This is a genomic window from Bradyrhizobium sp. LeoB3 (assembly GCF_055456055.1).
Window position 1 is genome coordinate 37,382 of the sequence record NZ_JBVBEF010000046.1, and the last position, 13,186, is coordinate 50,567.

General features: G+C 64.0%; 12 protein-coding genes. 6 read left to right on the forward strand and 6 right to left on the reverse strand.

Going from position 1 to position 13,186, the window contains the following annotated elements:
* Nucleotides 1–109: 109 nt before the first annotated feature.
* From pdxA to ACZXDY_RS26095, 6 genes are all read right to left on the reverse strand, one after another.
* A complete protein-coding gene (gene pdxA, locus ACZXDY_RS26070; protein WP_464347484.1) occupies nucleotides 110–1,108 on the reverse strand; it encodes a 4-hydroxythreonine-4-phosphate dehydrogenase PdxA in 999 nt (332 codons plus the stop codon).
* Entirely contained in the window at nucleotides 1,105–2,412 is a 1,308-nt protein-coding gene (locus tag ACZXDY_RS26075) for a four-carbon acid sugar kinase family protein (protein WP_464347485.1), read from the reverse strand. Before ACZXDY_RS26075 ends, pdxA begins: the two co-directional genes overlap by 4 nt.
* A 2-nt stretch (nucleotides 2,413–2,414) precedes the next feature.
* Complete coding sequence (locus ACZXDY_RS26080; RefSeq protein WP_464347486.1) at nucleotides 2,415–3,452, reverse strand: 2-keto-3-deoxygluconate permease; 1,038 nt, start codon at nucleotides 3,450–3,452, stop codon at nucleotides 2,415–2,417.
* 326 nt (nucleotides 3,453–3,778) lie between these two features.
* Nucleotides 3,779–5,116, reverse strand: a complete 1,338-nt coding sequence (locus ACZXDY_RS26085) for a dicarboxylate/amino acid:cation symporter (protein ID WP_028164182.1) — start codon at nucleotides 5,114–5,116, stop codon at nucleotides 3,779–3,781.
* 103 nt (nucleotides 5,117–5,219) lie between these two features.
* Nucleotides 5,220–5,777 (reverse strand): biotin transporter BioY, encoded by a 558-nt coding sequence (locus ACZXDY_RS26090; RefSeq protein WP_464347503.1) that lies wholly within the window; start codon nucleotides 5,775–5,777, stop codon nucleotides 5,220–5,222.
* A 92-nt stretch (nucleotides 5,778–5,869) separates the two neighbouring features.
* A complete protein-coding gene (locus ACZXDY_RS26095; protein ID WP_464347487.1) occupies nucleotides 5,870–7,057 on the reverse strand; it encodes a pyridoxal phosphate-dependent aminotransferase in 1,188 nt (395 codons plus the stop codon).
* Nucleotides 7,058–7,192: 135 nt separating this feature from the next.
* Between ACZXDY_RS26095 and ACZXDY_RS26100 the strand changes: the two genes are divergently transcribed.
* The 6 genes from ACZXDY_RS26100 (at nucleotide 7,193) to accC (ending at nucleotide 13,154) form a co-directional block, all read left to right on the forward strand.
* Entirely contained in the window at nucleotides 7,193–8,596 is a 1,404-nt protein-coding gene (locus ACZXDY_RS26100; protein ID WP_464347488.1) for a M48 family metalloprotease, read from the forward strand.
* A 52-nt stretch (nucleotides 8,597–8,648) separates the two neighbouring features.
* Nucleotides 8,649–9,416: a DsbA family protein gene (locus ACZXDY_RS26105; protein ID WP_464347489.1), complete on the forward strand. Its 768-nt coding sequence runs from the start codon at nucleotides 8,649–8,651 to the stop codon at nucleotides 9,414–9,416.
* Nucleotides 9,417–9,610: 194 nt separating this feature from the next.
* Nucleotides 9,611–10,429, forward strand: a complete 819-nt coding sequence (locus ACZXDY_RS26110; protein ID WP_464347490.1) for a DUF1236 domain-containing protein — start codon at nucleotides 9,611–9,613, stop codon at nucleotides 10,427–10,429.
* Nucleotides 10,430–10,717: 288 nt separating this feature from the next.
* Nucleotides 10,718–11,185 carry a type II 3-dehydroquinate dehydratase gene (gene aroQ / locus ACZXDY_RS26115; protein ID WP_464347491.1) on the forward strand — a complete coding sequence of 156 codons (468 nt, stop codon included), beginning with the start codon at nucleotides 10,718–10,720 and terminating at the stop codon, nucleotides 11,183–11,185.
* 41 nt (nucleotides 11,186–11,226) lie between these two features.
* Nucleotides 11,227–11,718: an acetyl-CoA carboxylase biotin carboxyl carrier protein gene (accB, locus tag ACZXDY_RS26120; RefSeq protein WP_028164175.1), complete on the forward strand. Its 492-nt coding sequence runs from the start codon at nucleotides 11,227–11,229 to the stop codon at nucleotides 11,716–11,718.
* 83 nt (nucleotides 11,719–11,801) lie between these two features.
* On the forward strand, nucleotides 11,802–13,154 hold the full coding sequence (gene accC / locus ACZXDY_RS26125) for an acetyl-CoA carboxylase biotin carboxylase subunit (RefSeq protein WP_028164174.1): 1,353 nt from the start codon (nucleotides 11,802–11,804) through the stop codon (nucleotides 13,152–13,154).
* Nucleotides 13,155–13,186 lie beyond the last annotated feature (32 nt).

Here is a 13,186-nt window from a genome sequence, read left to right on the forward strand (position 1 = left end):
ATGGATACCACGATGGATCGGCCGCGCAATACAAGCGCTTAACCCACATCGAGCTCCTCATCCGGAGGAGCCCGCGTACCGGGCGTCTCGAACGATAAGGCCCAGCCCCTCAAGCCGCCTTCTTCGGCGCGAGATCGACCGCCTGCCGCAGCGCCTCGATCAGGCTGCGTTCGTCGGCGATGCCCTTGCCCGCGATGTCGAAGGCGGTCCCGTGATCGACCGAGGTGCGGATCACCGGCATGCCAACCGTGATGTTTACACCGGCTTCCAACCCAAGCACCTTGATGGGTCCATGGCCCTGATCGTGATACATCGCGACCACCATGTCGTAGTCGCCGCGGCCGGCCAGGAAGAACAGCGTGTCGGCAGGCAGGGGGCCGCGCACGTCCCAGCCCTTGCGCTGACAGGCTTCCACGGCCGGCGTGATCTTGGCGGCTTCCTCGCCGCGACCGAACAACCCGTTCTCGCCGGCATGCGGATTGATGGCGCAGACGCCGATCTTCGGATTGGCGATGCCGGCGCGCACCAGCACGTCATATCCGCGTGCGATGACACGCTCGACGAGGCCGGGCTCGATCTTCTCGATCGCATCGAGCAGGCCGATATGCGTGGTCACGTGAATGACGCGGAGTTTCGGCGACACCAGCATCATCGACACTTCCGGCGTGCCGGTCAGATGCGCCAGGAGCTCGGTATGGCCGGGATATTTGTGGCCGGCCGCATGCAGCGCTTCCTTGGAGAGCGGCGCGGTGCAGATGCCCTGAGCGAGCCCTGCCTGCACCACCTGCACGGCTTTCTCGATGTAGCGATAAGCCGCCTCACCTGCCGTTGCCGAAACCTTGCCGAACGGCAGATCGTCCGGCACCAGCTTCAGGTCAACGCACTGCACCGCCTTCGACGCAAAATTCGCCTCCTTCGCGTCGCTCAACGCATCGACCTCAAGCGAGAGGCCGACGATCTGACCGGCCTTGCGCAAACGGTTGGCATCGCCGATCACCAGCGCATTGCAGATCGCCTGCACCTCCGGCTGCGCCAGCGCCTTCATGATCACCTCGGGCCCGATACCGGCCGGATCTCCCATGGTGATCGCAATGGTCGGACTGGTCATATGAAACTTCCTCTGGTTCGGACGGCGCGAAGGCGCTCGCTGATGCGGATGAGGCTGTGCTCGTCACCGAACGCGCCCGCTTTGGTGGCGATCGGAACGGATAATCGGCCAAGAGTGAGGCCGAGCGACACGCCCGGCTCGATTTCGTCGGCAAGACGGATGCCGTTGACGCCGAAGCGCGACAGCAGCGCCGCGGCAGTTTCGCCGCCCGTCGCAGCAAAGGCGCCGATCGCGGGTGCGACGGCCTCTAGAGCGTCGGCAAGACCCTTGGCGAGCTGTGGGCCGAGCGACATGTCGGGATGATCATCCATGATGATCTCAACCAGTGCATCGCCGCCGCCGGCAAGTCGTTTCATCACGTCCGCGGCGAGCGCCGCCCGGCCGGCACCATCGTTGAGCAGCGTCTCCGGCGCGACCGGGAAATGCACCACGGTGCCGGTCGCCTCCAGCCGGCGCGCGGCAGTGCGAGATGCGCCGGCGAGCGAGCCCACCACGATCAGGGTGCCGGATGCGCTCGTCGGAATGCGCAGTGGCTCGACGATATGGCTGTCTTCGAGGCCGGCCAGCGCATGCGCGAGGCCGGCGCTGCCGATGAAGAAAGTTGCGGGCGATGCATGCAGGCTCGCCTCCGCGATCAAATGCAGATCGTGTTCGGTCTCGGCGTCGCAGGCCGCGACCACATCGCCCTCCCCGGCCAGCCTCGCGAATGTGGCTTTGAGATCGCCACCGCGCACGGCAGCGAGCTCGACCTTCTCACCGCGAATGCCCGCGGTCGCGAGAACGTCGACAAGATCGGCATTCGAATAGGTGTGGTCGCGCCGCCAGACCTCGGCCTCCTCGAGGGGGCGGCCTTTGACCAGGATGCGCCCGTCGATTGTGGTGCGGCCGGTGGCCGGAAAGGCCGGCGCGAACACGCCGAAGGCCGGACCCGACCGTGACTTGAGATGCGCGATCGCGGCGGCAGTCTCCGCTGCAGGTTGCCCCCGCAGCGTCGAGTCGATTTTCTTGAAAAGAATACGTCCGGGTTCGCAGAGGCGCGCCAGCACATCGGCATGGCGGGCTGCAGCGGCTCCGCCCGAAAGGCCTCTACTCGCTGCATCGTAGGCCAGGACGGGCAGCTGGTAACCCGACGCGTCGGTCACCTCACCCCACGTCACCGCAGCCGCACGCCCCCTTCTGCCGAAGGCGATCGCACAATCCGCGGCACCGGTGAGATCGTCAGCGACGATCAGCCAGCTCTGGCTTGGCGCATTTTCTTGACGCGAACCGGTATCCACTTCGCTCGAAAACGCTTTGAGGGCCATCTTCAGTGACCTGCCTCAGTGACAGCCGAGCGCACCGCGGGGGTCATGTTACCGGCAGAAGCCTGGTCCTTTTCTGCAGGCTCCTCGACGTCGCGACCAACAACGCGGGCCGTCCAGGCCGTAACGATCGGCACGAGGATTGCGGTAACCACGACGCATGCCGCGACGAGGATGGTCGCAGGCCGCGCCGCGTCCGCATAGGCCGGATTGGCCGCGGCGACAATCGCCGGGACTGCCGCAGCATTACCGGCCGTCGAGGCCGCCGCAACACCCGCGACACCATTCCCGCCAGTGATGCGATCGGCCAAGAACAGCGGGATTCCGGTCAGAACCACCACGGCCACTCCCATGCCGAGGCCGAGTAGACCGGCGTGCCAGACCTTCGACAGATCGAGGCCGGCGCCGAGCGCGAAGGCGAAGAACGGGATCATCACAGGCACCGCGCGGCTCAGGAAGTCGCGCATCTCGCGATCGAGATTGCCGATGATCATGCCCACCATCAGAGGCAAGATAGCGCCCACGAGGGTCTGCCATGGAAATGCCGAGAGGCCGGCGACGCCCAAGGTGATCATGGTGAGGAAAGGACCGCTCTCCAGCGACATGATGGTATAGGCGCCGACGTCACGCGGACGTCCATATTGGCCCATCAACGCCATATAGAGGCCGCCATTCGTGTCGTTCATGGCGGCGACGATCGCGAGAGTCGACACACCCGCGAACATGCCAGCAGCGACCGGCGCTTCTCCCAAAATGCGGCCGAAGATCAGGCCGAGGACAACGGCAACGCCAACCTTCACGATCAGTAGGGTGCCACCCTTCTTCACGATGTAGGGGGTCGCGCGGAAATCGATGCTCGCGCCCATGCAAACGTAAAACACGGCGAGAATCGTCAGTGCGCCGGAGAACAGCGCGCCGGTGAAGGAGCCAAAGAACTTCGGAGTCTCGGGAAAGAAGGTCGCAATAAGCGCCCCGACCAACAGCGGGACCACCATCATCCCGCCAGGGACCTTCTCGATCGCCCGCTTAATTGGAACCTGCATTTCTGTTTTCTCCCGCGCAAAGCGCTCATTCGATCATTTTGCGCATTTCCGCCAGAGAAACGAGCAAACGGCCGCCGTATATGCTCGCATCACGCAACATTCAAGGTTTATTGCGCATTTCGCGCAAAATGGCCATGCGGGCGATCGGCCGCCAAACGGGACCCTTGGACGGAGTGTCGGCGGGCCTGATCTTCGCCTGGTCGTCTACCGCTAGTCCTAGCTGGCTTCCTTCAGAACGATTTGCTCCATGTGGAACGGGGCGCACCATGGGAAATGGTGCGCCCCGTTATCGTTGCGTTTGCCGCGCAGAAAAGCTCGCCGGCAGGTCAGTCCGTGGTGATCGCCGTCTCGACGTCGGAGGGATCGATCTGCTTGTTCAGATTGGCGTGCAGCTTCTTGTGGTCGAGTTCGCCCTCCCACCATGAGACGAACACCGCGGCGATGCCGTTGCCGGTGATGTTGGTCAGTGCGCGCACCTCGCTCATGAACTTGTCGATCGAGAACACGATGGCCATGCCCGGCACCAGCGCCGGATTGACCACGCTCAGCGTCGCCGCGAGAGTGATGAAACCCGCCCCGGTGACGCCGCTCGCCCCCTTCGAGGTCAGCATCGCGACGACCAGGATGGTCAGTTGCTGGCCGAAGGAGAGATCGACGCCAAGTGCCTGCGCGATGAACAGCGTCGCCAGCGTCATGTAGATGTTGGTGCCGTCGAGATTGAAGGAGTAGCCGGTCGGCACCACCAGCCCGACCACCGGCTTGGAGCAGCCGAGCCGCTCCAGCTTTTCCATCAATTGCGGCAGCGCGCTCTCGGACGAGCTGGTGCCAAGCACGATCAACAGCTCATCCTTGATGTAGGCGATGAACTTGAAGATGCTGAAGCCCATCACCCGCGCGATCAGGCCGAGCACCAGCACCACGAACAGCGCGGCGGTGCCGTAGAACAGCGCGATCAGGCCGATCAGGTTGCCGAGCGCCGCGGGACCGAACTTGCCGATGGTGAAGGCCATCGCGCCGAACGCGCCGACGGGCGCCGCTTTCATGACGATGCTGATCACGCCGAACACCGCATGTGCGCCATCGTCGATGATATCGCGCAGCCGCTCGCCGCGTTTGCCCATCGCCATCAGCGCGAAGCCGAAGAGGATCGCAAACAGCAGCACCTGCAGGATGTCGCCGCGCGCGAACGCGCCGAACACGCTGTCGGGGATGATGTTGAGGACAAAATCGACCGACTTCTGAGCGTGCGCTTGATCCGCGTACTTGGTGGCGTTCGCGACGTCCGCCGCCCCGGGTTTTGCTGCGAGCCCATGGCCGATCTGGAACAGGTTGCCCATGATCAGGCCGAGGATCAGCGCAAAGGTGGAGACGATCTCGAAATAGAGCAGCGCCTTGATCCCGACGCGCCCGACCTTACTGGCGTCCTGGATATGGGAGATGCCCGAGACCACCGTGCAGAAGATGATCGGAGCGATCACCATCTTGATCAGCTTGATGAAGCCGTCGCCGAGCGCCTTGATCCAGTCATTTGTCGCGAGCGCCGGCCACAACCAGCCGACCACGACGCCGAGCACGATCGCGATCAGCACCTGGACATAGAGGATTCGGTACCACGGTTTTGATGTGCTGGCCTCGGCAGGCTCGCTCGTCGCAATCGTTGCCATGAGTCTCACTCCTACTCGAAGATGCGCAAGGTCGATCCGCCGAGCGATGCGGCGATGACCATCTCGGAAAATCAGATTGGCAGGCGCCTCGCCCGAGGCTCGCTTACAGGCGGCGATCGGCGAGCCGCCGTGCGGCCGGCAGCAGCGCGGCCCCGAGCGCGGTCTTGACGAGCGTGCCCGCGACGAACGGCACGATCCCGACCAGCCATGCCTTCTCGGCCCCCAGGCCGACACCGAAGGCGAGCCAGCTAAAACCGGCCGCGAGGATGATGATGTGGCCGAGCGCCATCGCTGCAAACAGCCGGACGACGCTTCGGTCAAAGCCGCGCTCGGCGAGCCAACCGGTGACGAACGCCGCCGCCACGAAGCCGAACAGATAGCCGGCCGTCGGCCCCATCAGCGGCGCGAGGCCGCCGACCGGTCCGGCAAACACCGGAAAGCCGATCGCGCCTTCCGCCAGATAGGCGATCGCGGTCGCCGTTCCCAGCCATGAGCCGTAGGCAGCGCCGATCGTCAGCACCACCAGCGTCTGCAGCGTCATCGGCACATAGGGCAGCGGCAGATTGACCTTGGCCGACAGCGTCAGCAGCGCTGTACCCAGGAATACCAGGACGATCCCGCGCAACAATCCGGAGAAATCACCCGACCGGTTCGGCCACAGCACCGAAGCAAGAGGAAAATGCCTGGCGGCGGCGGAAACAGATACCGATCTGACGGACAAGGTCAACTCCGGGGGTGTGACAAACTGGCGGGCTATTTAAGCCAACCAGCGATCCGCGCAACCGCTTCCTGCATCTCCTCTGCGGACCGCGCATAGGAAAAACGGATGAAGGCGCGGCCATGAATCGGATCGAAATCGACACCCGGCGTCGCCGCGACATGGGCCTTTTCCAACATCAGGCGGGCGAATTCGAAGCTGTCGGACGTAAAGTCCGACACATCGGCATAAAGGTAGAATGCGCCATCCGCGGGCAGGAACTTGGTCAGCCCCGCCTTCGGCAGCCCCTCGATCAGGATACGCCGGTTCTCCTGATAGCCGCGCTTGATCGCTTCCATCTCCTCGCGGCCATCGAAGGCGGCTTCGGCGGCGATCTGCGACAGCGTCGGCACCGAAATCGAGAGGTTCTGCTGCAGCCGCTCGATCGGGCGCACCAGCGGCTCGGGCACGACCATCCAGCCGACCCGCCAACCGGTCATGCAGAAATATTTCGAGAACGAGTTGATCACGAGGGCGTGTGGGGACAATTCGGCCGCCGTCACTGCCGGAAAGGCGTAGTCGAGCCCGTGATAGATCTCGTCCGAGATAAAGTGGATGCCGGCGCTCTCGGCCGCCGCCATCAGGCTTGCAAGAGCCTCGCGCGACATCATCGTGCCGGTCGGATTGGCGGGGCTGCCCACCAGAACGCCTTTGAGCGGCGCCTTGCGATGCGCGTCGAGCAGGGCCTCGCCGGTCAGCGCATGCCGCGTTTCGTTCGTTGTCTCGATCAGCACCGGCTCGCAGCCGAGCGCACTCAGGATATGCCGGTACGGCGGATAGCCGGGCACGGTCACCGCAACGCGATCGCCCGGCTCGAACATTGCGAGAAACGCCAGGATGAAGCCGCCCGACGAGCCCGTCGTGATCACGACGCGCTCGGCATCGACCTCGCATCCATACGTCTCGCGATAATGCCGCGCGATGCGCGCACGCAGCGAGGGAATACCGAGCGCGGAGGTGTAGTCGATGCGTCCATCGTCGAGCGCCGCGTGAGCTGCCGCGATCGCCACTTTCGGCGCCGGCGCCGCCGGTTGGCCGACCTCCATGTGGATCACATGCCCGCCGGCCGCCTCGATTCGCGCCGCCGCCGCCATCACGTCCATAACCATGAAGGGCGGAACCTCGCTCCTTCCCGAAGCGGTCAAAAGGTGATTCACGCGGTCTCTAAATGTCGCTTCGGGCATGGATATCTGCTATTTGGGCCGGCGTCGCCGGTTTCGGGTTCCGTAACGACCGGTTGCGCCCCAGACTGGCCGCATTCGGCGGTTTGTTAGGGCATATATTGTCCGTGGCCCGCCGCCAATCGCTAAGACCGCTCCATGCTGCTCCGTTTCGCGCTTCGCAAGAAGACCCTGAAATTGACCGCACTCGCCACCGCGATCGCGCTGGCGGTCGCGCCGACGATGGCGCTGGCGCAGGAGAACAAGGGCCCGCCGATCCTTCGCGACACCGAGTCCGAGCAATTGCTGCGCGACTATACGAGGCCGATCCTGCGCGCTGCGGGACTGGAGAAGCAGAACATCCAGATGGTCATCATCAACGATGGCACGTTCAACGCTTTCGTTGCGGACGGCCGGCGTATCTTCGTCAACTACGGCGCGCTCATGCAGTCGGAGACGCCGAACCAGATCATCGGCGTGCTCGCGCACGAGACAGGACATCTTGCCGGCGGCCATCTCGCAAAGCTCCGCGAGCAACTGGCGCAGGCGCAGACCCAGATGATCATCGCCATGCTGCTCGGCGCCGGCGCGATGGTCGCAGGCGCACGCGGTGGCAGCAGCAACGGCCTCGCCAATGCCGGTGCCGCGGCGGTCGCGGCGCCGCAGGAAGTGATCCGCCGAACGCTGCTCTCCTATCAGCGCCAGCAGGAAGAGAACGCCGACCGCGCCGGCGTGAAATTCCTGAACGCGACTGGCCAGTCCGCCAAGGGCATGTACGAAACGTTCAAGCGCTTCACCGACGAAAGCCTGTTCGCAACTCGCGGCGCCGATCCGTATCTGATGTCGCATCCAATGCCCGCTGATCGCGTGGCGGCGCTGGCGGAGATCGCGCGTTCCAGCGCCTATTGGGACAAGAAGGATGATCCCGCGCTGCAAATGCGCCACGACATGGTGCGCGCCAAGATCTCCGCATTCATGGAGCGGCAGGACACCGTCTATCGCCGCTATCCTTCGTCCAACAACGGCCTGCCCGCCCGCTATGCGCGGGCGATCTCGACCTATCTGCACGGCGATCTCCGCAGTGCGCTGGCCCAAATCGACGGCCTGATTCAGGCGCAGCCGAACAACGCCTATTTCTATGAATTGCGCGGCCAGGCGCTGCTCGAGGGCGGCAGGCCGGCGGAGGCGATCGCGCCATTGCGAAGGGCGGTGCAGCTCTCGGGCAACGCGCCCCTGATCGAGATGCTGCTGGGCCAGGCGCTGGTCGCGACCAGCAACAACGCCTACACCGATGAAGCCATCAACATCCTGCGCGCCGCGGTGGCGCGCGAGAGCGAGGCGCCGATCGGCTATACCCAGCTTGCCATGGCCTATGGCCGCAAGGGCGATTATGCGCAAGCGGACCTCGCTTCCGCCCAGGCCGCCTATCTGCGCGGCGACAGCAAGACCGCGCGCGAGCTGGCCTCGCGTGCCAAGACGCGCTTTGCCATCGGAACCCCCGGCTGGGTCAAGGCTGACGATATTGTGAGCGCCAAGCCGCTGCCGGGTCAGAAAAACAACTAGCCATCAACGTAAATCGTCTACAACGATTGCCAAACCTCACAAGGATTTGCACATGCGCCCGCTCCGTTTTCTTGCTCCCGCCCTGCTCACCGCAGCGCTCGCAGGCGCCTCCCTGCCCGCATCCGCGCAAGGCTTCTCCGATACGCAACGCAGCGACATCGAGAGCATCGTGCGCAATTACCTGGTCACGCATCCCGAGGTGCTCGAGGAGGCGATGACCGAGCTGACCAAGCGCCAGGCCGCGGCCGAGGCCGAGAAGCATCAGGCGAGCATCGCGAAGAATGCGGATGTGATCTTCAACTCGCCGCGCGGCGTGACGCTCGGCAACAAGGACGGCGACGTCACCTTCGTGGAATTCTTCGACTACAACTGCGGCTACTGCAAACGCGCGATGGTCGACATGATCGACCTCATGAAGGCCGATCCCAAGCTGAAAGTCGTGCTGAAGGAATTTCCGGTGCTGAGCCAGGGCTCGGTGGAAGCGGCGCAAGTCGCCGTCGCCGTGCGCATGCAGGATCCGACAGGCAAGAAATATCTCGACTTCCACCAGAAGCTGCTCGGCGGCCGTGGCGCCGCCGACAAGGCACGCGCGATGGCGGTCGCCAAGGAAGTCGGCCTCGACATGGCCAGGCTCGAGAAGGATATGGCGGGCCCGGAAGCGAAGGCGACCATCGAGGAGAACTTCAAGCTCGCGGAAGCCATGGGCATGAACGGCACGCCAAGCTACGTCATCGGCAAGCAGGTCGTGATCGGCGCGGTCGGGCTGGAGAATCTGAAAGAAAAGATCGGCATCGCCCGTTGCGGCAAGGCGACGTGCTGACATCACTGCGAGACAATCTCGGATGCGCAAAGGCCGGCTTCGCAGCCGGCCTTTTTGTTTGAGCGTTTCTGCACGCTTCCGTTCATCGCGCATTCACAAAACAAACCGCGTGGAACCGCTCTCAGCTCGGAACATCGCTCTCCTGCTTTCGTTGTCGGCGCGGGCAATGCAGGACTTTGTGAGGAGGAATCGAAATGACTAACCGCTTGTTGATTTCGGTCGCGACAGCGGCCCTGATCGCGGGAACCGGCTTTGCGAACGCGCAGGGCACCGGCATGGGTCGAGAGTCACCGTCGTCCGGTGGCGGCGCCACAACGCAGCACAGCTCGCCATCCGGTGGCGCGTCTTCGGGCACGATGAACCGTGAACACGGCACCACGGGTACGAGTGGCGCCGAGCAGTCTGGAAAGAGCTCAGGCTCGTCCGGCATGAGGTCGGATTCCGACAAGGCTGGCGCGGCCGACAGGAATGCGCAGGATACCAACGCGCCCGGTCAGAAGTCGAAGAGCATGAGCTCGGATAACGAGAGGACCAGAGGCGACAAGGACATGAAGGCTGAAGGTCGCGACAATCGTGACCGGAGCAACATGAACGCCGAAGGCCGCGAAGGTCGCGATCGCATGAATGCCGAGACTCGCGACAAGAGCGGCGGCACCGCCGCCGAAAGCCGCGACAAGAGCGGCGTGGAGACGCAGAAGGGTGCAACCGACACCAGCCGCTCGCAGACCACGACCGGTAATGCCGCAACCTCGGCAACCGCGGCTCCGCCGCCCGAGAAGCGGACCCAGATCGTCTCCGCGATCAGGTCGGAGCGGGTCGAGGAAGTCAAGAACGTGAACTTCAACGTCGCAGTCGGCACCGCCGTGCCTTCGACGGTGCGTTTCCACCCACTGCCGTCCCGGATCGTCGAGATCTATCCGGAGTGGCGCGGCTATCAGTTCATCCTGGTTGGCGGCCGCTACGTGATCGTGCGTCCCGAGACGCATGAGATCGTCTACATTCTTGAGGGTTAACGGCAGCTCCCAAACGAGGGCGGGTTAGACCCGCCCTCGTTTTTTCCTGCCCGCCGGGCGCCGCCCGTGGGGCTTTTTCCACAGAAGTTGGTTAATTAGCGTTTTCCATGAGTTAGCCGGCTTATCTGACGGCGCGAATGAGCCGCTTGAACCGGTTTCCCACAAACCTAAAGCTTTCCCTCTGGTCCGTTGTTACCTATAAACCCGCGACTTGGAGCAGGACCCGGACCCCCCGGTTTCCGAAAGGGTCCTGCCAGAACGCTTTAGCGCTATTTCTTGGAATTCCGGATGGCCCAGGTCCCTGCCGCAACGATCTACGTGCTCAACGGCCCGAACCTCAATCTGCTCGGGACCCGTGAACCCGAGACCTATGGCCATGCCACGCTCGCCGATGTCGAGAAGCTCTGCAGGGATACCGCGGCCCAGTTTGGCCTCACCGCAGACTGCCGGCAGTCCAATCGCGAGGGCGAGTTGGTCGACTTCATCCATGAGGCGCGGGCGAAGCAGGCGGTCGGCATCATCATCAATGCGGGGGCCTATTCCCATACCTCGATCGCACTGCATGACGCGCTGGTCGGGGTGAAAATTCCGACCGTCGAGGTGCATATCAGCAATATTTATGCCCGCGAGAGCTTCCGGCATCATTCCTTCACTGCTAAAGCCGCCTTTGCGTCGCTTTGCGGCTTCGGCATCGATGGCTATCGCCTCGCGATATCAGGCCTCGCCGCCAGGATCGGCGCCAAGGCGACAGCCTGACGCATTCCCCGTCATCAGACAGAGAGTTTCGGACCAAGATCATGGCGCGCCAGCCAGACGACAAATCCGCCGCAAAGCCCGGCAAAGACAACGACAAGGATGACGCCGCGCTCATCCGCGAACTCGCGCTCCTGCTCGACGAGACCCAACTGACCGAGATCGAGATCGAGCGCGCGGGCGTCCGCCTGCGTGTCGCGCGCAACGTCAGCATTGCCGCGGCCGTGCCGGCGGCCGTCGCACCGGCCCTGTCGGTGGCTGCACCCGTGGCTGCCACTGCCGCGACCGACCTCGCCAAACATCCGGGCGTAGTGCCCTCGCCCATGGTCGGCACCGCATATTGGGCGCCGGAGCCGGGCGCAAAGCCCTTCATCGAGGTCGGCAGCAAGGTATCAGCCGGACAGACGCTGCTGATCATCGAAGCGATGAAGACGATGAACCAGATTCCGTCCCCACGCGCGGGCACCGTGACGCAGATCCTCGTCGAGGACGGCCAGCCCGTCGAATTCGGCGAGCCGCTGGTAATTATCGAATAGCGAATGGCGCGTAGCGGATAGCGAATGGTGAAGAGACAACTCCACTCGCTAGTCGCCATTCGCCGCCCGCGAGCTGGAAGCACATGTTCGACAAGATCCTCATAGCCAACCGCGGTGAAATCGCGCTTCGCGTGCTGCGCGCCTGCAAGGAGCTCGGCATTTCGACGGTGGCCGTGCATTCGACCGCTGACGCGGATGCCATGCATGTGCGGCTTGCGGACGAGAGCGTCTGCATCGGGCCGCCGCCGTCGAAGGACTCCTATCTCAACATTCCCGCCCTGCTCGCGGCCTGCGAGATCACGGGCGCCGAGGCGGTGCACCCCGGCTACGGCTTTCTCTCCGAAAACGCCCGCTTCGCCGAGATCCTGGCCGAGCACAATCTGCATTTCATCGGTCCGAAGGCCGAGCACATCCGCCTGATGGGCGACAAGATCGAGGCCAAGAAGACCGCCAAGCGACTGGGCATTCCCGTCGTTCCCGGCTCCGACGGCGCCGTAAGCTCTGATGACGATGCAATGGCGATCGCCAGGTCGATCGGCTTCCCGGTGCTGGTGAAGGCCGCCGCCGGCGGCGGCGGGCGCGGCATGAAAGTCGCGCACAGCGAAGCCGATCTGGCGCTGGCCCTCTCCACCGCCGCAACCGAAGCGAAATCCGCCTTCGGCGACGCGTCGGTGTATCTGGAGAAATACCTGCAGAAGCCGCGCCACATCGAGATCCAGGTGCTCGGCGACGGCCGCGGCGGCGCCATTCATCTCGGCGAGCGCGACTGCTCGCTGCAGCGGCGCCACCAGAAGGTCTGGGAAGAAGGTCCCTCGCCGGTCCTCTCGGCCGCCCAGCGCGCAAAGATCGGCGAAACCTGCGCGAAGGCGATGCGGGATCTGAAATATCTCGGCGCCGGCACGATCGAATTCCTCTACGAGGACGGCGAGTTCTATTTCATCGAGATGAACACCCGCATCCAGGTCGAGCATCCCGTCACCGAGAGCATCACCGATATCGACCTCGTGCTTGAGCAGATCCGGATTGCCGCCGGCGGCGACCTGCCCGCGAAGCAGGACGAGGTCGCGATCATCGGCCACGCCATCGAATGCCGCATCAATGCGGAGAACCCGCAGACCTTCCGCCCTTCGCCTGGACGCATCTCGCAGTACCACCCGCCCGGCGGCCTGGGCGTCCGGATCGATTCCGCCGTGTACCAGGGCTATGTCATCCCGCCCTATTACGACTCGCTGGTCGGCAAGCTGATTGTGCACGGCAAGACCCGTGGCGAATGCCTGATGCGGCTGCGCCGGGCGCTGGACGAGATGGTCGTCGACGGCATCGAGACCACGCTGCCGCTGTTCCGCGCCCTGGTGCGCGAGCCCTCCATCATCGATGGCGACTATCACATCCACTGGCTGGAGCAGTATCTCGCCGGGCAGCCGACCATCGGCTGACGGCCCAAGTCAGACACCCAAGCCAGTTCCAT